This is a genomic window from Cytobacillus sp. C11.1, from assembly GCF_058145115.1.
Map to the genome: position 1 here is coordinate 417,093 of NZ_CM176935.1, position 19,640 is coordinate 436,732.

At 40.0% G+C, this 19,640-nt stretch carries 18 protein-coding genes; 8 read left to right on the plus strand and 10 right to left on the minus strand.

Features of this window, described 5'->3' with window-relative positions:
* Positions 1-55: 55 nt before the first annotated feature.
* The 3 genes from AC3ZVC_RS02155 (at position 56) to AC3ZVC_RS02165 (ending at position 2,031) form a co-directional block, all read left to right on the plus strand.
* Positions 56-838 (plus strand): aldo/keto reductase, encoded by a 783-nt coding sequence (locus tag AC3ZVC_RS02155; RefSeq protein WP_490068792.1) that lies wholly within the window; start codon positions 56-58, stop codon positions 836-838.
* A 212-nt stretch (positions 839-1,050) separates the two neighbouring features.
* Positions 1,051-1,515, plus strand: coding sequence for a hypothetical protein (locus tag AC3ZVC_RS02160; protein ID WP_490066059.1), 465 nt, complete (start codon positions 1,051-1,053; stop codon positions 1,513-1,515).
* 3 nt (positions 1,516-1,518) lie between these two features.
* Positions 1,519-2,031 (plus strand): hypothetical protein, encoded by a 513-nt coding sequence (locus AC3ZVC_RS02165; RefSeq protein WP_490066060.1) that lies wholly within the window; start codon positions 1,519-1,521, stop codon positions 2,029-2,031.
* A gap of 89 nt (positions 2,032-2,120) precedes the next feature.
* Here the strand turns inward: AC3ZVC_RS02165 and AC3ZVC_RS02170 are convergent, their stop codons facing one another.
* Positions 2,121-3,746 carry an ATP-binding protein gene (locus AC3ZVC_RS02170; protein ID WP_490066061.1) on the minus strand — a complete coding sequence of 542 codons (1,626 nt, stop codon included), beginning with the start codon at positions 3,744-3,746 and terminating at the stop codon, positions 2,121-2,123.
* Positions 3,747-4,297: 551 nt separating this feature from the next.
* On the opposite strand from AC3ZVC_RS02170, the gene AC3ZVC_RS02175 reads away from it, so the two are divergent.
* Entirely contained in the window at positions 4,298-4,750 is a 453-nt protein-coding gene (locus AC3ZVC_RS02175) for a DUF305 domain-containing protein (RefSeq protein ID WP_490066062.1), read from the plus strand.
* 40 nt (positions 4,751-4,790) lie between these two features.
* Here AC3ZVC_RS02175 and AC3ZVC_RS02180 read toward each other — a convergent pair whose 3' ends face one another.
* Positions 4,791-5,132: a zinc ribbon domain-containing protein YjdM gene (locus tag AC3ZVC_RS02180; RefSeq protein ID WP_490066063.1), complete on the minus strand. Its 342-nt coding sequence runs from the start codon at positions 5,130-5,132 to the stop codon at positions 4,791-4,793.
* A gap of 712 nt (positions 5,133-5,844) precedes the next feature.
* On the opposite strand from AC3ZVC_RS02180, the gene ahpC reads away from it, so the two are divergent.
* Positions 5,845-6,408: an alkyl hydroperoxide reductase subunit C gene (gene ahpC, locus AC3ZVC_RS02185; RefSeq protein ID WP_490066064.1), complete on the plus strand. Its 564-nt coding sequence runs from the start codon at positions 5,845-5,847 to the stop codon at positions 6,406-6,408.
* 14 nt (positions 6,409-6,422) lie between these two features.
* Entirely contained in the window at positions 6,423-7,952 is a 1,530-nt protein-coding gene (gene ahpF / locus AC3ZVC_RS02190; protein WP_490066065.1) for an alkyl hydroperoxide reductase subunit F, read from the plus strand.
* Between the two features lie 308 nt (positions 7,953-8,260).
* Here ahpF and AC3ZVC_RS02195 read toward each other — a convergent pair whose 3' ends face one another.
* Positions 8,261-9,760, minus strand: coding sequence for a malate:quinone oxidoreductase (locus AC3ZVC_RS02195; protein WP_490066066.1), 1,500 nt, complete (start codon positions 9,758-9,760; stop codon positions 8,261-8,263).
* Between the two features lie 741 nt (positions 9,761-10,501).
* Positions 10,502-11,173: a transcriptional regulator YeiL gene (gene yeiL, locus AC3ZVC_RS02200; RefSeq protein ID WP_490066067.1), complete on the minus strand. Its 672-nt coding sequence runs from the start codon at positions 11,171-11,173 to the stop codon at positions 10,502-10,504.
* 83 nt (positions 11,174-11,256) lie between these two features.
* Here yeiL and AC3ZVC_RS02205 point away from each other — a divergent pair, with 83 nt between their 5' ends.
* Together AC3ZVC_RS02205 and AC3ZVC_RS02210 are read left to right on the plus strand one after the other, a co-directional pair.
* Entirely contained in the window at positions 11,257-12,459 is a 1,203-nt protein-coding gene (locus tag AC3ZVC_RS02205; protein WP_490066068.1) for an MFS transporter, read from the plus strand.
* Between the two features lie 199 nt (positions 12,460-12,658).
* On the plus strand, positions 12,659-13,501 hold the full coding sequence (locus AC3ZVC_RS02210; protein WP_490066069.1) for a nuclease-related domain-containing protein: 843 nt from the start codon (positions 12,659-12,661) through the stop codon (positions 13,499-13,501).
* Between the two features lie 692 nt (positions 13,502-14,193).
* On the opposite strand, the gene aspA is transcribed toward AC3ZVC_RS02210, so the two are convergent.
* From aspA to srlA, 6 genes are all read right to left on the minus strand, one after another.
* Positions 14,194-15,624 (minus strand): aspartate ammonia-lyase, encoded by a 1,431-nt coding sequence (gene aspA, locus AC3ZVC_RS02215; RefSeq protein WP_490066070.1) that lies wholly within the window; start codon positions 15,622-15,624, stop codon positions 14,194-14,196.
* 404 nt (positions 15,625-16,028) lie between these two features.
* Positions 16,029-16,820: a Cof-type HAD-IIB family hydrolase gene (locus AC3ZVC_RS02220; RefSeq protein WP_490066071.1), complete on the minus strand. Its 792-nt coding sequence runs from the start codon at positions 16,818-16,820 to the stop codon at positions 16,029-16,031.
* A 19-nt stretch (positions 16,821-16,839) separates the two neighbouring features.
* Entirely contained in the window at positions 16,840-17,511 is a 672-nt protein-coding gene (locus tag AC3ZVC_RS02225; protein ID WP_490066072.1) for a transaldolase family protein, read from the minus strand.
* An 89-nt stretch (positions 17,512-17,600) separates the two neighbouring features.
* On the minus strand, positions 17,601-17,966 hold the full coding sequence (locus AC3ZVC_RS02230; RefSeq protein WP_214728848.1) for a PTS glucitol/sorbitol transporter subunit IIA: 366 nt from the start codon (positions 17,964-17,966) through the stop codon (positions 17,601-17,603).
* Positions 17,967-18,051: 85 nt separating this feature from the next.
* A complete protein-coding gene (srlE, locus tag AC3ZVC_RS02235; RefSeq protein ID WP_035331647.1) occupies positions 18,052-19,065 on the minus strand; it encodes a PTS glucitol/sorbitol transporter subunit IIB in 1,014 nt (337 codons plus the stop codon).
* A gap of 21 nt (positions 19,066-19,086) precedes the next feature.
* Entirely contained in the window at positions 19,087-19,638 is a 552-nt protein-coding gene (gene srlA, locus AC3ZVC_RS02240; protein WP_035331648.1) for a PTS glucitol/sorbitol transporter subunit IIC, read from the minus strand.
* Positions 19,639-19,640: the final 2 nt, after the last annotated feature.

Consider the following 19,640-nt stretch of genomic DNA (forward strand, 5'->3'; position numbering starts at 1 on the left):
TGAATTGAATCAATTATCTTTAAAAAGTACAGTTACACTAGTAAATGGAGTAAAAATGCCTAAGATTGGCCTGGGTGTATTTAAAGTACAAAAAGAAGATGAACTTTTAACTGCAGTTAATGCAGCCATTGAAACGGGCTACCGCAGCATTGACACAGCATCCATTTATGAAAACGAAGATTGGGTAGGCAGAGCCATTCGCCAGTCAGGGCTTAACAGAGAAGAACTTTTTATCACATCGAAAGTATGGAACGATGACCAGGGATATGAAGAAACACTTCAGGCATTTAACACTTCTCTGGAGAAAATGGGATTGAACTACCTGGATCTTTATTTAATCCATTGGCCAGTCGAAGGAAAATATGCTGACACTTGGAGAGCGTTTGAGCAGTTGTATAGGGAAGGCAAAATAAAAGCGATTGGCGTCAGCAACTTTCAGGTGCATCATCTGGAAGAGTTATTAAAAACAGCAGAAATTAAACCAATGATTAATCAAATTGAACTGCACCCAAAATTATCACAAAAAGAACTCCGCTCGTTCGCTGCCCGGCATGACATGCAGATTGAAGCATGGGCACCATTAATGCAAGGCGGATTATTTGAAAACGAAGTCCTGAACGGACTCGCTAAAAAATATGGAAAATCTGTTGCGCAAATTGTTTTAAGATGGCATCTGCAAAACGATATAATCATTATTCCTAAATCGACAAAGCGGTATCGGATCAAAGAAAATGCCGACTTATTTGGGTTTGAGCTATCTGCCGAAGACATCAGTCTTATCGATTCCTTAAATGAGGATCTACGTGTAGGACCAGATCCGGATCATTTTGATTTCTAAAACCCCTTAGACTTATTAGAAAAGACGAGACGCACTCACAACGGCTCGTCTTTTTTCTCATTATAAGTATAGGCTTTTCTTATAGATTTCTGTTTCTTACTACAACTTTACGAAAAGAACCAAATTTATAAGATTACTTAATAAATCCCTTTATAATGAACAAGATAAGTGTAACTCGGAAAGATTAAGCATCTTACAAGGGAGTTCATTCCATGATTTTCTTTCTTTACTTCGTGATCAATGTAGCTGTTTTGTTCCTTTTTATAAAGAAAAAGAAACACTTGCATATACTGGAAATTCTCGTATATTGGATGGTTAGCTCCTACCTTTTTCAAAACCTTTCCGCTCTTTGCTACATGAACTTTAAAACCTTGATCATTCCCGAAAAGTTAAGCTATGAATTCTCCCATTTTCTTAACCGAATCGTGCTTTTTCCTGCCATCATGGTGTTGTTTCTTTCTTATTTCCTTAGTCTGAGAACATTCAAAAGAAAGCTCTTGTTAATCTTGTTTTTCCTATTCATACTTGGCGGTTTGGAATGGATGGGACATTTAACAGGCGTTCTAGTCCATGTAAATTGGAAACTTTGGTGGTCATTTGCCTTTTGGCTTGTTTCCTTGCTTCTATTAATTGGATTTATGAAGTTTTTCAGGAAGATTCTTTATAGAGGAGGCTAGTTTATGAATGTTACCTTTGATTGGAATGAGTGGTACTTCATCATAACATCTGCACTCATTATTCTGTTGTTTTTACCCATCCGAAAATACTTTCCTCCTGCATTGGTGACGATTATCTGGGTTTATAATGTCGCATTAGTTGCCACAATTGATTACTTTCTTCTTGCCACACCTTTTCAGATGTATTTATTTGGAGATAATCCTACATATGAACTTTCCGGTGCGCTCTTTCACTTTTTTATGTATCCTTGTTCTGCCCTCCTGTTTTTATTTGGCTATGATCGCTGGGAACTCTATGGAAAGAAAACAGTTTGGTACATTCTTTGCTGGAGTGCGTTTTCGATATTTTTTGAATGGCTGACTGTAAAAAATCATGCTCTTACCTATACAGGCTGGAAGCTTTTTTATTCAATTCCTGTTTACCCTGCTGCAGCCGTCATGCTGATTCTAGTATTTCGATTTTCCAAAAAGAAACTTATGGATCCTCAGCTTGAAGCATCACCAAAAGTGTATTAAGAAAGCAGGAGGCATTAGCGCCCCCTGCTTATTACAACTTAGATAATGTCCTCAGAATACTATATACAAACCACAATATAGAACTTACTTCAACTCGCCAGCGGCAGCACAATCTCTATCATCGTGCCCTCATTCACTTTGCTTTGATAAGAGATCCTGCCATTATGCTGTTTGATAATTTTATGGCAGATCATCAGCCCTAGCCCCGTTCCCTTTTCTTTCAAGGTATAAAAAGGCTCACCCAAACGTGGCAGCAGCTCTTCCGGAATGCCGCAGCCCTGGTCTTGAACAGAAACCACACACTCCCCTTCTGCACCATGGCGGAGATCAATTTTAATAACCCCGCCATCACGCATAGCTTCCATGGCATTCTTAAAAATATTCAGAAACACCTGTTTGATTTGGTTTTTTTCACATGTGATAAAAAAATCTGCCGCCTCAAAGGCAATATTAAATTGAATGGCATTCATATTGGCCTGCGGAGACAGCAGTTCAACTGTATTCTCAACAATTTCCCGCAAATCGGCACGGTTCATTTGGATCGCCTGCGGTTTTCCAAGCGATAGCATTTCGCTTGTGATATTTTCAATACGCTCAAGTTCATCTAACAGTAAATCACTATATTCAATTTGGCTGTTTTCACTTTTATAAAGCTGCACGAAACCTTTGATGGTTGTGAGCGGATTTCGGATTTCATGCGCTACTCCAGCTGCCAGCTCTCCAACGATGGATAGCTTTTCTGATTGCAAAAGAAATTCCTCAGCTTTTTTGCGTTCAGAAATATCACGGCTAATCATGACAATATGCTCAACCTCTTGGCTCTCACCCATAACAGGCATACAGCGCGATTCAAATTCAATCCATTGTCCTTCCTGGTGCTTCAGACGAAATTCCATCGAAATGGCCTCATTGTCTTCAAATATCTTTTTCAGATTGGCCAGAAACATATCTACATCTTCCGGATAGACAATTTCACCAATTTCCATCGTTTCTAAATCAGGTCCTTTATACCCCAGAACAAGTTCATGAGACGGAGAGAAATAACTTAACGTTCGATCCCGATCCATCACTGCTATTAGATCTGATGTATTCTCGGCAATCAGCCGGTATTTAGATTCACTTTCCTCCAGCGTCTTTTCCATCTTCTTTTTTTCCGCTATGATTCGAAGCAGCCTTTCATAGGACTCGATCAGCAAGCTTCCAATCATTACGCCGAATGTCACAAACACTAAATACTGAAGGTGAAAAATAAGATCATCCCGGAAAACGTTAAAAATGATTGGTACAGTAATAACGTAGATAGCCAAGTAAGCGACATAAAGAATGGCCATTTTTCTAACTGGTTTAACGTGTGGTCTATATTTATGGATTGCTGTAAAAACAATCATAATAATGAGCCAGCCCACAATGGCAGGCAGCCAATTTTCACTGGCCATCAGTCTGGTAACCAAGGCAAAACTGCCGGCTATGAAACCTGCACCTGGACCCAAATATGAAAATACCAATATTAGAATGGCATATCGGATATCATAAGCATAACCTTGTTCATTAAATGAAAGACCAACGAGCACAGAGGACACGATTCCCGCATATAAACCGCCCCAAAGCCGCATCTGTTTAAGCGGCTTATGATTGATAAACGAACGGATGACTAAGGGTGTACTGACCAGTAATGAAAAAATGGAGAGATTAACAATATAGTCTAAAAGAAACATAGGCTCCCTCCTATTTTTCTCAGTTTTAATTTCTCAATATTCTATCTTTATCATAAACCAGAGATGGTACTGCCGCCACAACTATTTTAGCTTCCTAAAGACGATGCCTCCCCTTTTCTAAAGCAGGACTTTTCTATTATCCATTGAATTAACTATTGGTTACAGATAGTAGAATGAAGGAGCACAAACCATGTTATTATTAATAGAAAAAATTGAAAGTATTATTCAGGAAAGGAGCCAGTTCCCGCTTACAGGAACTGGCTCCTTTTCGATTTATATTTTCGTTTGAACCCTACATAATTGGGGAATTCGAAATAATACACGCTATCGTATATTTTTAAAGCATTGTGTAAGCTTATTGTTGAATCGGCACCATGTTGATTGGAGCGGAAGACGCGAAATCCTCAAAATACATTCGTGGGGTATTTAATCGTGGATGCTTAATCAAATTCCAACGAGAGCGTCTATGAGGCTCCCCAACCGCCCACGGGTCGCCGAGCATTGAAATCAGATAGCAAGTTTAACAGTACTAAGATTCAAGGAGGATGATCATGAAGCAATATGGAAAATTCCTGGCTATGATTGCCGTTTCTACTTTTATTATGTATTGGCTTATGTTCTTGAACGTATTCCAATTTGATCATGTTTTTTACAGCCAAACTCGTGTGTTCATGGCATTGATTATGGGATCAGTGATGGCAGTCGTGATGCTGCTGTTCATGTGGAAAATGTACAAAAATACAAAAATAAATGCAATGATTCTTGCCGGAAGTGCACTAGTATTCACCGTTTCGCTTTGGCTGGTGCGCAGCCAAACAACAGTGGATGATACCGGCTGGATGAAAGCGATGATCCCGCACCATTCCATCGCCATTCTTACAAGTGAACGCGCCAACATTGAAGACCCGCGTGCACAAAAGCTTGCTGACGAAATTATCAAAGCACAGCTCAAAGAAATTACCGAGATGAAGAAGTTGATAAAGGATCTTGAAGACGAACAGTAATATATCACAGCCAGTCCCCCAATGGAACTGGCTGTTTTTATTACACCTTTTTCACAAACTCGGACTTCAGCTTCATCGCACCAAAGCCGTCGATTTTACAATCAATATCATGATCGCCATCAACCAGGCGGATATTTTTAACCTTCGTTCCGATCTTAATAACGGAAGAAGAACCTTTCACTTTAAGATCCTTAATGACTGTTACAGTATCCCCGTCATTCAGTACATTCCCATTTGAATCCTTAATCACCTTTTCGTCTTCATGTTTCTCTGCCTCAGACTCCGCTGTCCACTCATGCCCACACTCCGGACATACAAATAGCGATCCGTCTTCATACGTATACTCTGAATTACACTTCGGGCAATTTGGCAAATTAGACATTTCCCTCTTCCTCCGCATTCTATAGATAGGTTCACCCTATTATAAATATACAGCTCGCTTTTGATAAGCCTTCGCGGCAAAAAAGAGAGCATGCACAGGCAGCTTTTTGGAAAATTATTTGTAAAATCAGTTTGGATATTTGCCGCTGCTTTCATTCATAGCATTATTAACCGTTTATTCAATCAAACATTTGATTAAACTCATTATCTGTTCTCAGGGCATTCGAAATAATCGCAGAAGAATAAGAATTGGTTTTGGCTCAAAAGGGAATTATAGATAAATGGTGACCGATGCCTTAGTTACAGCTCAACACTTCCTGAATCGAATTCGTCGGAAACTCACTCATTCAGATTCATATTCTCAATTATAAACTTAAAAATCCCATTAGTTGAGATTGAAGGGGACAACAGCAGGGTAAGCAGGGAGAGATAGCGTTAATCTGTTAAATCGGCGGTAACCCCGCCTGTTTGCAGCTCTCCTCTTCCATGTAGATTAGGTTTCATTTTTTAACATGCTGCGCCTTTATTACTACTTCCAGTTAGCATTAAAGGTTTTTACCCTGTATTCAAAATCAAGCTACATTTTCACAGCTTATCCCTTGACAAAAAATCTAACCTATATGATAATGATTACCGAATTAGAATTATTATTAAATAGTTCGCTGTTTAATTAATAATCATATCACTCAACCATTTTAAGGAGGAATTTTATCATGGCATTAATCGGCAAAGAAGTACTACCATTCTCAGCAAAAGCTTTCCATAACGGTGATTTCATCGATGTTTCAGAAGAAAACTTCAAAGGCAAATGGAGCGTAGTTTGCTTCTACCCTGCGGACTTTACATTCGTATGCCCTACTGAATTAGAAGACCTTCAAAACGAATATGCAACACTAAAAGATATGGGAGCTGAAGTTTATTCTGTATCAACTGATACACACTTCACTCACAAAGCTTGGCACGATAACTCAGAAACAATCGGAAAGATCGAATACGTTATGATTGGTGACCCTAATCAAAGACTTTCCCGCAACTTCGATGTTCTTAACGAAGAAGATGGACTAGCTGAACGCGGAACATTCATCATCGATCCAGATGGCATCATCCAAACTGTTGAAATCAACGCTGGCGGCATCGGCCGTGACGCAAGCCAGGTTGTAAGCAAGCTTAAAGCAGCACAATATGTACGTAACAACCCAGGTGAAGTTTGCCCGGCTAAGTGGAAAGAAGGATCTGAAACACTTAAGCCAAGCCTTGACCTTGTAGGTAAAATCTAAGGAGCAGGATAAACATGTTACTTGATGCAGATATAAAAGCACAATTAGCTCAATATCTTCAAATGCTGGAGGGCGATATCCTTCTAAAAGTCAGCGCGGGATCTGATAAAGTATCCAGCGACATGCTGGCTTTAGTGGATGAATTGTCTTCCATGTCCTCCCGCATTAAAGTTGAGCGCGTTGAATTGCAGAGAACGCCAAGCTTTAGTGTAAATCGACCTGGTGAAGACACTGGCATCACATTTGCCGGCATCCCTCTTGGCCATGAGTTTACTTCCTTAGTGCTTGCTCTGCTTCAAGTTAGCGGTAGAGCTCCTAAGGTTGACCAAAAAGTCATTGACCAGGTGAAAACCATCCAGGGAGATTATCATTTCGAGACTTATGTCAGCCTAAGCTGCCATAACTGTCCTGATGTGGTACAAGCGCTAAACGTCATGAGCGTTCTGAACCCTAATATTACACACACCATGATCGATGGCGCAGCTTATAAAGAGGAAGTTGACGCTAAAGAGATCATGGCAGTGCCAACTGTATACCTAAATGGGGAAGAATTCGGCAGCGGCCGCATGAGCCTTGAAGAAATCCTTGCCAAAATGGGATCTGGCCCTGACGCATCAGAATTCGCAGATAAAGGTCCTTATGATGTGCTTGTCATCGGCGGCGGCCCAGCAGGAGCAAGTGCTGCGATTTACGCAGCCCGTAAAGGGATCCGCACAGGCATCGTTGCGGAACGCTTCGGCGGACAAGTTATGGATACATTGGGCATCGAAAACTTTATCAGCGTGAAGCACACAGAAGGTCCTAAGCTTGTAGCAAGCCTCGAAGAACATGTTAAGGATTATGGCATCGATGTCATGAACCTGCAGCGTGCCAAGAGCCTTGAAAAGAAAGACCTTGTTGAGATCGAACTTGAAAACGGTGCTGTTCTGAAGAGTAAATCCGTCATTCTTTCAACTGGTGCACGCTGGAGAAATGTGAACGTACCAGGCGAAGCTGAATTCAAAAACAAAGGGGTAGCTTACTGCCCTCACTGTGACGGTCCATTGTTCGAAGGCAAAGACGTAGCTGTTATCGGCGGCGGTAACTCCGGCGTAGAAGCAGCCATCGACCTTGCTGGAATTGTAAACCATGTAACCGTTATTGAATTCAATCCGGAACTGAAAGCTGATGCCGTTCTGCAAGAACGATTGAACAGCCTGTCGAACGTAACGGTTGTCACAAACGCACAAACGACAGAAATCACCGGCACTGACAAAGTAAACGGTATTTCATACATGGATCGTGAAACAGAAAAGCTTCACCACGTTGAACTGCAGGGTGTCTTCGTCCAAATCGGTCTCGTTCCGAACACGGACTGGTTAGGCGACAAGATTGAACGCACTCGCTTCGGCGAAATCGTTGTCGACAAACAAGGCGCTACCAACATCCCTGGCGTATTTGCTGCAGGAGACTGTACTGACAGTGCTTACAAGCAAATCATCATCTCCATGGGATCCGGTGCAACTGCAGCTCTCGGAGCCTTTGACTATCTGATCCGAAACTAGGTTTGACGCATCAACATATACGTTTTGACTTGCTGCCCTCCAATCACATAAAAAGCCGCTCCTGCGTTTAGGCAGGAACGGCTTTTCTTATGTTTTCTTTTCAATCAAACGTTTGATTGATAATCGATTATGCTAACACACGTCTATAAAGAATAATACAATACGTCCCGCTGGCACCTTCAGCACCAAGAATCTCCAAAAAAAGAACCTTCAATCCAGAGAAGACAGATCAAAGGTTCTATACTTTATTTATCCATGACATCTATTAATAACTTAACTTTTTTTCATTATCTTCAATTCATCCAAAATTAACTGTAGACCAATTCTTGTTTGCTTAGACCAAGCGTCTGCGCTGTTGAAGAGTTAATCTCTTGGAATAGCTCAGGATTTTGCACTAGTGACTCGCCATAAGAGGGAATCATTTCTTTTATTTTCTGCTCCCACTTAAACATATGCTGCGGGAAGCATTTTTCTAATAGCTCAAGCATAACATGAACGGCAGTAGAAGCACCCGGAGAAGCCCCAAGCAATGCAGCGACCGAGCCATCTTCGGCACTTACAATTTCCGTACCAAACTGAAGTGTTCCTTTACCGGCTTCGGTATCCTTGATCACTTGCACACGCTGGCCTGCTACTACTATACTCCAATCCTCGCTTTTGGCATTCGGGATAAATTCGCGCAATTCTTCCAGACGCTTTTCATTCGATAACATAACCTGCTCGATCAGGTATTTTGTCAATGCCATCTCTTTTACGCCTGCTGCCAGCATAGTGATGACATTATTCGGCTTTACAGAACCTATTAAATCCAGATTTGAGCCCGTTTTTAAAAACTTTGGTGAAAAGCCGGCAAACGGTCCAAACAGCAAGGTTTTTTTGTTGTCGATATATCTTGTATCAAGATGAGGGACAGACATTGGAGGAGCTCCAACCTTAGCTTTACCGTATACCTTTGCATGATGCTGCTCTATGACTTCCGGATTATTGCATGCCATAAATAGTCCACTTACCGGGAATCCGCCAATATGCTTTGACTCAGGAATACCGGTCTTTTGCAGTAAAGGCAGACTTCCGCCCCCGCCGCCGATAAAAACGAACTTTGCCGTATGATATTCGATCTTGCCGCTTTCGATATCCTTCACTTTCACTTCCCACAAACCGTCGCTGGTACGTTTAAAGTCTTCCACACTATGCTTGTAGTTAACCTCTACGTTTTTGCTCTCCAAGTGCTCAAAAAGCAAGCGTGTTAAAGCGCCAAAATTGACATCCGTTCCAGAGTCGATTTTTGTAGCCGCTATCGGTTCATCCGATGTACGCCCTTCCATGATGAGCGGAACCCATTCCTTCAGCTTCTCAGGATCCTCGGAAAATTCCATCCCTTGAAACAGGGGATTGGCTGACAACGCTTCCATTCGCTTTTTCAAGAACGTAACATTCTCTTCCCCCTGTACTAAACTCATATGAGGGATTGGCATAATAAACTCCTGTGGATTGCGAATGAGATTGCTCTTTACAAGATAAGACCAAAACTGTCTTGAAAGCTGAAACTGTTCATTAATTTTTATCGCCTTGCTAATATCAACGGATCCGTCAGATTTCTCAGGTGTATAGTTAAGCTCGCACAGCGCAGCATGGCCCGTACCTGCATTATTCCATTCGTTAGAGCTTTCTTCTCCTGCTTTGGCGAGTTTCTCGAACACTTTGATTTCCCATTCCGGTGATAACTCTTTCAGTATAGATCCCAAAGTCGCACTCATGACTCCGGCACCAATTAAGATAACGTCTGTTTTATTCTGTACGTTGCTCATGATAACCTTCCTTATCCTCTATATTTGAGTATACTTAGGTGTCACAAAAAGCAAGGCGCCACCTAGGAAAACGCCTTTTCTATTTCTATTATCTCTATTTTATATTACCCATACCATAATCTATTATAATGACCTATAGACTAAAACATCTACCATTATCTAATAATTATAAACTATTTAAAGCAGTTTAAAAAGTGAGAAATCCGTCCATAGGGGTCAGAAATAGACAAGAACCAACGCCTCAACTGAATTACATGCAAGGTTTAAAGCTATTTTTTAGCTGTTGCCATTGAACCGGCATCTCAAGTTTTTCACCATCCAATTTGACTTCCACCATATCAACGCGCTCTTAGACAAAAGAGGCCAGATTGCCCTTTACATTGAATTTTGAGCAGTTCAGACATCTTCCTTCTAGAATCAAACTATAAGCACAATTTTTATTTGGTGTCTTTTCAAAAGTACACAACGTTATCGAGTGACTTTTTAAGAAAGGTACGCTGACTTAAGAAAAAACTGCAAACAGCCCTTTACGTAGAGAAATTGCTGTTATACGCAGAGAAACTCAGAAAACAGGATAGAATCAGCCGCGTAGAAAGCGAAAAATCTAATTTTCAAAGATTTCCTCTCCCTATTACAGTAAAACTCGTAGTTTTACGCAAAAAAAGGACGCTCTCCCAGCAGCATCCTCTCAAAAATAGTGCCTGTCCCCACCTACTTTATGGGGACAGGCACTTTTGTTCGCTATTTATTCATCAGCTTCCCGGCAAGCTCATTTAATGCACTGTGCTCCTGAATACGATAGTGCCTTCCTTCCTTTTGCAAATACCCTTTTTCGCAAAATTGTGTCAGCACATACAATAAGTGTCGATAGGAGACGCCTAAAAAGTCACAAACGGTTACATGTTTTTCCTTATAAACCTCTCCATCAGCTGTTTGCAAAATAAAATCCGCAAGCCGGTTTTCAAGCGGGAAGGCAAGACTTTGGGAATACTTTGCGGCCATTTGTGTTGCTTTTAAGCTTAAAAACTTAGTTAGTTCACGCAGAAATTTGGCATCATCCAACATTTGTTTGCGGCAACGATGAAAAGGAATCGCAAAACAAATTGTCTTTGTGGAGGTTTGGATTCCTTTTGTATAGTAAATTTGATGTAATAATTCCATTTCCCCTATATAATCATTCGCATTAATAAAATTAATTAAGGAAACCTTTCCATTTTGATGTGTCACATAAATTTTGGCTTTGCCTTCAATGACATAAAATAAAAAATCCGGCCGCATGCCTTCTTGAATAATCCATTCATTGCGTTTATATTCATGTACCTCTATAAACTCCTCAATCGGAAAAGAGAATAAATGCCCAATCGAGTGTTCCTCTATATAGCGTTGCCTTTTCTCGTTTTTATAAATTTCCATAGCTCGCCGCCTCAATAATATGAGATATCTCATATTATTGTACGTATCTCCATGGTATTATGCAAACATTAGGAGGATACAGAATGAACACACAACGCTGGATGAGCACACAGTTTTTTAGTTTCTTTATGACATGGGGTATTTTTCTGCCCTATTGGACAGGTTGGATCATTTATGCAAAAGGATTTACAGTTACTGAAGCTAGTTTGATTATGAGTTTAGGGTTAGTTGCACGAGGCCTTTCTACTTTATTTGCCTTTCCTTATTTATCGGGTAAATTCAGCAGTAAAACTCTATTAAATGGGATGGCAATCGGCACGGTGATTTCTCTTCTAAGCTGTATTCCGGCTGACTCCTTTGCCAGCTTACTTACGGCAACGTTGTTTTTACACTTCTTTTACCCATCGTTGATGCCAGCATTGGATAGCGCTGCTGGCGTACTTGTACAGAATAAACAATTAAAACATTACGGGAAGAGCCGTTCCTGGGGGTCCATCGCGTTTGTCGTGAGCGGCTTAATCTTAACTTTCTTTACAGGGGCGCTTGGTGATGAAGTGATTTTTTGGGCACTGTTATTCGGCGCATTGGTATTCATGTCTCTTTGCCTTATGCCCACACCTGATGCCTTATCTGAAAAACCAAAAGCTGATCATACAAAAAAAGGCGGCATGCTGAAATTATTTAGCATCAAACACTTTGGTCTGGTGCTCACAATAGTCATTCTGCTGCAGGCGGCACACGCTTCTTACTACAACTATGGCTATCTATTTTTACAGGAAATCCATGTACCCAAATATTTAATTGGCGTGATTATTAACATTGCCGTGATTGCAGAAATCCTTTTCTTTGCCATCGCAGATCGAACCTTTCAAAAGTTTTCAGTTGGCTCTTTACTGGCACTAGCAGCACTGGGTTCAACTGTGCGCTGGATATTAGTATTTGCCTTTCCAAATGTCATTGTGTTTTCGATCGCCCAAACATTGCATGCCTTCTCATTTGCGCTGGGGCATTATGCCTTTATGAAATTCCTATTCAAAAATATTCCACATGCTCAGATTCCAAACGCACAAGGAATATACTCAGCGCTCGCACTTAGCTGGAGCACAGCGGTGTTCACCCTTTTCGGCGGCTACTTATACGAAATTGAACCGCGATACGCATTTATCGGGATGATTATTTGTACCATTCCATCGATGCTTCTTGCCCTTGTTTATCGGAGAATGGATCATAAAGTGGTTGAACAACCGAAAATATATCAAAAGCTGAATAGTAAAATAAGCGTGTGACTATAAATGGTTACACGCTTTTTTACTTATGGTACGTTCTCCGTGGTGTATCTATATGGGGTTTTTCCTAATGCTTCAACATGATATTATGTATAATAGATTTTGAAGTATTAATAAATAGAAAGGATGTCGACTATGCCCATATAAGTCTCGTAATGAATCCACTGAACTACTTATACTGAAGTCATTAAACACTCGAATGAATTTATCTAAAAAAGACAAGCAACACTATTTCAATATTAAAAAGGGGTATGAAGGTGAGAAAATATTTGATTCATTGACAGAAAAGATTCAGTGTGAATGCTTTATATTAAATGATTTACTACTAAAACAAAATAACACCACGTTCCAAATCGACTCACTTATCATTTTTCAAGAATCTATTTATATTTTCGAAGTGAAAAATTTTGAAGGTGATTATTATTACGAATCAGAAAGATTATACAAGGCTCCCGACTCTGAAATGAATAACCCATTAAACCAATTGAATAGAAGCGAATCTCTGTTACGTCAGTTACTCCAAAATCTCAGATTTAGTATACCGATTTATGCTTCTGTCGTTTTTATTAACCCCGAATTTACATTATACCAAACACCTCTCAACAAACCATTTATTCTCCCAACTCAAGTTAATCGATATATAAAAAAGCTAAGTACGATACCTTCAAAGTTAAATGAAAAACACAAAACTCTAGCTGACAAATTACTTTCATTGCATATTAAAGACTCTCCATTTACACTATTACCCTCATATAATTATTACCTGCTGCGAAAAGGAATCACTTGTCCTAAATGCACCTCGTTTTCAATTACTGTCGGGGGTAGGGTATGTATTTGTAAGGAATGTGGATACGAAGAAATGGTTGCAACTGCCGTTATGCGCAATGTGAATGAATTTAAGCTTCTTTTCCCCAATCAAAAAATTACTACAAATATCATTCATGACTGGTGTAAAGTGGTGCATTCTAAAAAGAGGATAAAAAGAATTCTAGAAAAAAATTTTTCTATAGTCGGAGTACATCAATGGTCATATTATGAATAAAATTCATTTAGGAATTATCACTTTTAAATAAGGGCCCTTTCCTTTCCTTCATCCTCTTTTGAAGGACTCTACCCTTGCCTTTTTACCTGGTTTTTTCCTTCATCACTCTTATGAAGGACTCTATCCTTGCTCTTTACTTGGTTTTGTCCTTCATCACTCTTATGAAGGACTCTACCCTTGCTTTTTTACCTGGTTTTGTCCTTCATCACTCCTATGAAGGACTCTACCCTTGCTTTTTACCTGGTTTTGTCCTTCATCACTCCTATGAAGGACTCTTCTCTTGCTTTTTACCTGGTTTTGTCCTTCATCACTCTTATGAAGGACTCTCCCCTTGCCTTTTTACCTGGTTTTGTCCTTCATCACTCTTATGAAAAACTCTATCCTTGCCTTTTTACCTGGTTTTGTCCTTCACCACTCCTATGAAGGACTCTTCTCTTGCTTTTTACCTGGTTTTGTCCTTCATCACTCTTATGAGGACCTTCCTTTAATTCTTTTTCAGAATTTTTCCCTTCATCATCTGTTTATATGCTTCAAATAAAACCTCATTTATTTACGATACGGTTCACCGCACATATGAAAAACTCACTCTTACAATACATTCTTATTAGCTGCGGCACCAAATAAGAATGCTTTTCCCCCTTCAGCACAAAAATGCCTGTCCCCCCAAAGCATGTGGAGACAGGCACTTCGATTTAGTCTCTTTCCAGCAGCGCAGCACCTGCGATGCCAGGATCCGTCATTTCATATGGATCTAGTATTAAATCAAGTTCTTCTTCTGTTAAAACATCATATTTTAAGCATAGTTCCCTGATTGGAGATCCAGTTAAAATAGCTTCCCTCGCAATTCTGGATACTACTTCATATCCGAGGTGAGGGTTGACCGCGGTAATGATGCCAACACTCTTCTCTACATATTCCTTTAGCCTGTCTTCATTGGCTTCGATTCCTTTTACACAATGCTCTGTAAAAGTATTGAACGCATTATTCATAATGCTGATTGATTGCAGAAGATTAAAGATCAAGACTGGCTCCATGACATTCAATTCAAGCTGGCCGGCTTCAGATGCAAGAGAGATGGTGTGATCATTGCCGATTACTTGGAAAGCAACCTGGTTGATAAGCTCCGGCAGCACAGGGTTTACTTTCCCTGGCATAATAGAAGAACCCGGCTGTCTGGCAGGAAGTGAAATTTCCCCTAGGCCAGCTCTTGGTCCTGACGCCATTAACCGTAAGTCATTTGCGATTTTTGACATGTTGATCATGCAGATTTTTAATGCTCCGGAGACTTCTGTATAGGAATCCGTATTCTGCGTAGCGTCCACAAGATGTTCTGCTCCTGTAAAAGGCAGGCCGCTGATGTCGGCAATGTGCTTCACGACAAAGTCAATATATTTAGGGCTGGCATTTAGTCCGGTTCCAACTGCCGTGGCACCCATGTTCAATTCATATAAGTGCTGTTTGGATTGTTTAATTCTCTTAATGTCCCGTGCAATAACACGGCTATAAGCTTCAAACTCCTGGCCAAGCCTGATCGGAACCGCATCCTGAAGATGAGTCCGCCCCATCTTAATCACATGGTTGAATTCCTTCGATTTTTCAAGGAAAACCGAATGCATATATTCCATCGTCGGTATTAATTGATCCAGCAGATTTAAAACAGAGATATGCATCGCTGTCGGAAAGGCATCATTCGTTGATTGTGACATATTGACATGGGTATTAGGGCTGCAATGCGTATAATCACCTTTTTCATGGCCCATTATTTCAATCGCACGGTTAGCAAGGATTTCATTCATATTCATATTAATAGACGTTCCGGCACCGCCCTGAATCGGGTCAACAATGACTTGATCATGCCATTTTCCTTCGATCATTTCATCCGCTGCCTGGACGATCGCGTCTCCGATGCCTGAATAAAGCCGCTTAACTTCCATATTCGCTATGGCCGCCGCCTTTTTCACCATCGCCATTGCCTTGATTAACTCCGGATGAATTCTGTAGCCGGTAATCGGAAAGTTTTCAACCGCACGAAGGGTCTGAACGCCATAATAGGCATCGGCAGGAACTTCCTTAGAGCCAAGAAAATCTGTTTCAATTCTGTAGCTGTTCTTTGCTGCTAGCATTTCATTCATTCTCCTTTATATAAACCTTTCATATATATATAGGTTTGTAATGACTAATCCTTCGTATCCACTATAATGCGGATTAGGGGATTAAGCAATGATTATTGAACAAGTGAAAAGTGCCTGTTCCCCATATGCATGAACATATGTGAGGACAAGCACTTCAGTTTTAAAACTTTCTCTTTTATCTAATAGGATGGCACTCTTTTAAATTTAGGGACTGCGGCTTATGTTAAAACATCCAGGGATGAAGAATTTGCTCATACAAATTCATTAATCTATTTTCAAAGACAAGGAAAATAATAATACTCATTTGTTAATAATTGAAGTACAAATTTAAGAAAAATAAAAGGAGGCCGTTTAATTCTGGCCTCCATTAATAATTATTTTTTACCCTTTACGATCTAAACTGCTTTAAGATTTAGTAAACCACACAGCTCCAAACCTTTCAAAATACCATTTTCATCATGTGAATGTGTTACATATTTAGCAGACTGTTTTACAATATCTAAAGCATTCCCCATTGCAATGGGGTGTTGAACTAGCTGGAACATTTCCAAGTCATTTAATCCATCCCCAAAAGCATAGGTTGACTCTCTAGATATGTTTTTTAATGAGAGCAGCCTCTCAATTCCCGTTGCTTTAGAAGTACCCGCAGGATAAATATCACACCCAAACGAAGAGTTCCTCACAAATTGGAAGTAAGGAAAACGTTCCTGATAATATGCTTCTTCTCCCTCTTCACAAAATATCAGCATTTGATGAATGGCTTCATTTAAGTATAAACCATCATCTATCGGGGGATATACCCCGCCTACCCGCTGGTAGTTCTTCGTAATTAATTCTGATTCCGCAGCCGTAACCGTAATGTTTTCAGCGTTGTAAAAAGCCAATTCATGCCCATTCCTAGAAGATCCTTCATGCAATGCTTTCACTTCATTTACATCTAGTGGGTTCTCATATATTATTTCACCCTCATAAAGAACATATTGGCCATTCATAGCTACACAGGAACGTATTCCTGTTTCTTCCATAACATATCTTATTTCCATTATCGTTCTTCCCGTAGCAATAACAGGCTCTACCCCTTGCTCTCGTATCCTATGAATCGCCTCAATTGAACTGCTAGCTACTTTTAAATCACTTGTTAAAAGTGTGCCGTCTAAATCAAAAAATACCACTTGTTTCTCAATCATTTTTCTCCCTGCTTTCTTTTTAAGAATGGATTAAATCTGTTCCATAGGCTTTCTGCCATTCCGTTTTAAATACTGTCACGTCAGAAGCTGTAGCAGGAAAAGCAATGAATTTCTCAATGAGATCGGGGCTGACAGTTACCGTTTCCGCGCCTGCCAGACAAACATCATGAATTTGCTGGACATTTTTAAAGCTGGCTGCAAGAATTTCTGTAGATAACTTGTAGCTTTCAAAGAATTGAGCAATCTCTGATACTACTTTTACACCGTTACCGGTTAAATTATCAATCCTGTTCACATAAGGTGCCACATATTTAGCACCAGCTAATGCTGCCATAAGTGCCTGAATAGAAGTATAGATTGTAGTCGCCAGTACGGGGATATTTGCTGCGGACAAGATTTTAATCGCCTTAAGCCCTTCCTCTGTTACAGGAATTTTTACCGCTAGTTTGCCAGTTAACTCCCTCATTAAAAAATTCGCTTCTTCTATCATTTCTTCAGCGGTTTCTCCAATTAACTGCACAAATAACTCTTTCTCCTCGCCAATAACTTCTCTAATTTCTTTCAGAACTTCCAAGAAAGGGCGATTCTCTTTGACAAGAATAGATGGATTTGTTGTAACCCCGGCAATCGGATAATACTCATTTAGATGACATATTTGCTCAACATTTGCAGAGTCTATGTAAAGTCTCATTTTTATCCTCCTCATAAAATAGAGACTTAACCATTAATAGATTAAGCCTCTTTGTTTGTTAAGTCAGCAGAGGTTAATCATCTGCTTAATTATTCACTAACAATCTTTAATTCAGTATTTAAATCAATAGGAGGGATTTCTTTATTTTCTAAGTATAAGGTTCCTGGAAGCTCAGCATCTGTCATCCCATCAAACCTTAATGTAATATGGCCAAGAGTAGTAAGGTTACGCTGCACAAGATTGCCAACAGCCGTAATTTCAAAAGCATCATCATTAATAAGCAGCTTTTGGCCTTCTTTAATTTCTCCATCAGCATTTACAACATCTATGTTGTAGCAGAAATCTTTTAAATCTTGGGGAGCCTCATTACCGAATAAAATAAACATTTTCTCTTCAAGGAATGTATTAGCAAATGGGCCAACATTTTTTATTTTGTTTTCATAAATTTTTTTCATAAGCATTAGCATCAACAAGGAGTTGTGCTTTAACGCCTCCTTCTGTCTTCTAATTTAGTATAGTTATAGAACTGCTTACTAATTCTTATTCGTATAGTCCGAAGCTGGCCAGCCACGCTACGAACACCCGAGGGACCCCTATTAAGAAACGAGAATAAAGAACAGATGGCACACCGACTTCTACTGTCTCAGGTTCAGCATCTGCCAGCCCTAAACCTACTGGAATAAAGTCACAGGCATTTTGAGTGTTAATAGCAAACAAAGCAGGAAGAGCAAGGTTTGGCGGAATATTGCCTTTACCAATTTCGACTCCAATTAATGTACCAATAACCTGTGCGATAACCGCTCCTGGTCCGAGTAATGGAGATAAGAACGGCAGTGAACAAATGAAACCTATCAATAGCAGCCCCCATATGTTTCCTGCTAAAGGAGCCATGACATCAGCAAATACATTTCCAATTCCTGATCCCTGGATAATTCCAATTAATAAAGATACAAAGGCCATGAATGGAATGATTGTGTTGATCATTGTTTGGACTGCATCACGTGCAGCCTGATAGAAAGTATTAATTACTTTACCCGCACCTAAGCCGAATTTAGTTATAATGCTCTTGTTTTTATTGGCAGCCAGCGTTTGAGAAATCTTTTTATCTGTACTGTATTTATACTCTTTTTCCGGTTCTGGAAGCTTTTCTGCTGCGGCAGCTACATGCACTTCTGCATCATCCGCAGGTTCAATTTGATCTTTCCCAACAGAAGATACATAAATATCTTCAGTGATAAATTTAGCCAAAGGGCCTGTTTTGCCTGTCGGCATAATATTAATAGTTGGAATGCGTTTTTGCGGATAAATTCCGCAGCGCAGTGTACCGCCACAGTCAATAATGGCAACCATGATTTCCTCATCTGGTACAGAGGTTTGGAACCCATTCACAGGCTCAGCACCTGTTAACTCTGCAATTTTCTCAACAATATCAGGCTCTGAACCGCCGCCTGTAATATAGACAATTTTATTTCTTTTATCTGTAGGAGTAATCGTCAGCGGACCTCCGAACCCTCCGCTGCCTTTTACAACTTTAATAGAACGATATTCAGCCATTTCCTTAACCCCCTCAAAATCCTAGTGATTTAATTTAACTTCCGTTTTCAATTTAATTCCCTGCTGTTTTTCAACCATTTTTGTTGTGAAGTCCGTAATCCATCCAGCAAAGAAGTTCATGACAAGACCAACCAGGAGGTAACGGACAGCCAATTCTGCTGTACTGAAACCAAGTGTTTCAATTCCTGCTGCAATACCAAGGAAGATAAATAATTCACCAGGGTTGATATGCGGGAATAAACCATTGCTTGTATGGCAGAAATAAGCTCCAGATGCATAGTAGCTTGGCTTATATTTTTCAGGTAAAAAACGTCCCAAAGACAATGCCATTGGATTACCAAGCATAAAAGAACCAACAAACGGAAGAACCATATATCTTAATAGCGGGTTTTTCGATGATGCCTTTGCCAGCCTGTTAATTCGTTTTTCTCCAATAATTTGTATAAGGGTATTCATAGCCACAATTAAAAGTAATACAACTGGGACAATGCCGGTCATCCAAGAAATGAAAACATCAGCGCCAGTTTGAAATAATTTCATAAAGCCTTCAGCAAATTTGATGATAAAATCCATTA

Bases quoted from the DNA above. Each gene is read 5' to 3' on its own strand.
- AC3ZVC_RS02155 (WP_490068792.1), top strand. From the start codon at position 56: ATGCCTAAGATTGGCCTGGGTGTATTTAAAGTACAAAAAGAAGATGAA.
- AC3ZVC_RS02160 (WP_490066059.1), top strand. From the start codon at position 1,051: ATGATTTTCTTTCTTTACTTCGTGATCAATGTAGCTGTTTTGTTCCTT.
- AC3ZVC_RS02165 (WP_490066060.1), top strand. From the start codon at position 1,519: ATGAATGTTACCTTTGATTGGAATGAGTGGTACTTCATCATAACATCT.
- AC3ZVC_RS02170 (WP_490066061.1), bottom strand. From the start codon at position 3,746: ATGTTTCTTTTAGACTATATTGTTAATCTCTCCATTTTTTCATTACTG.
- AC3ZVC_RS02175 (WP_490066062.1), top strand. From the start codon at position 4,298: ATGAAGCAATATGGAAAATTCCTGGCTATGATTGCCGTTTCTACTTTT.
- AC3ZVC_RS02180 (WP_490066063.1), bottom strand. From the start codon at position 5,132: ATGTCTAATTTGCCAAATTGCCCGAAGTGTAATTCAGAGTATACGTAT.
- ahpC (WP_490066064.1), top strand. From the start codon at position 5,845: ATGGCATTAATCGGCAAAGAAGTACTACCATTCTCAGCAAAAGCTTTC.
- ahpF (WP_490066065.1), top strand. From the start codon at position 6,423: ATGTTACTTGATGCAGATATAAAAGCACAATTAGCTCAATATCTTCAA.
- AC3ZVC_RS02195 (WP_490066066.1), bottom strand. From the start codon at position 9,760: ATGAGCAACGTACAGAATAAAACAGACGTTATCTTAATTGGTGCCGGA.
- yeiL (WP_490066067.1), bottom strand. From the start codon at position 11,173: ATGGAAATTTATAAAAACGAGAAAAGGCAACGCTATATAGAGGAACAC.
- AC3ZVC_RS02205 (WP_490066068.1), top strand. From the start codon at position 11,257: ATGAACACACAACGCTGGATGAGCACACAGTTTTTTAGTTTCTTTATG.
- AC3ZVC_RS02210 (WP_490066069.1), top strand. From the start codon at position 12,659: ATGAATTTATCTAAAAAAGACAAGCAACACTATTTCAATATTAAAAAG.
- aspA (WP_490066070.1), bottom strand. From the start codon at position 15,624: ATGCTAGCAGCAAAGAACAGCTACAGAATTGAAACAGATTTTCTTGGC.
- AC3ZVC_RS02220 (WP_490066071.1), bottom strand. From the start codon at position 16,820: ATGATTGAGAAACAAGTGGTATTTTTTGATTTAGACGGCACACTTTTA.
- AC3ZVC_RS02225 (WP_490066072.1), bottom strand. From the start codon at position 17,511: ATGAGACTTTACATAGACTCTGCAAATGTTGAGCAAATATGTCATCTA.
- AC3ZVC_RS02230 (WP_214728848.1), bottom strand. From the start codon at position 17,966: ATGAAAAAAATTTATGAAAACAAAATAAAAAATGTTGGCCCATTTGCT.
- srlE (WP_035331647.1), bottom strand. From the start codon at position 19,065: ATGGCTGAATATCGTTCTATTAAAGTTGTAAAAGGCAGCGGAGGGTTC.
- srlA (WP_035331648.1), bottom strand. From the start codon at position 19,638: ATGGATTTTATCATCAAATTTGCTGAAGGCTTTATGAAATTATTTCAA.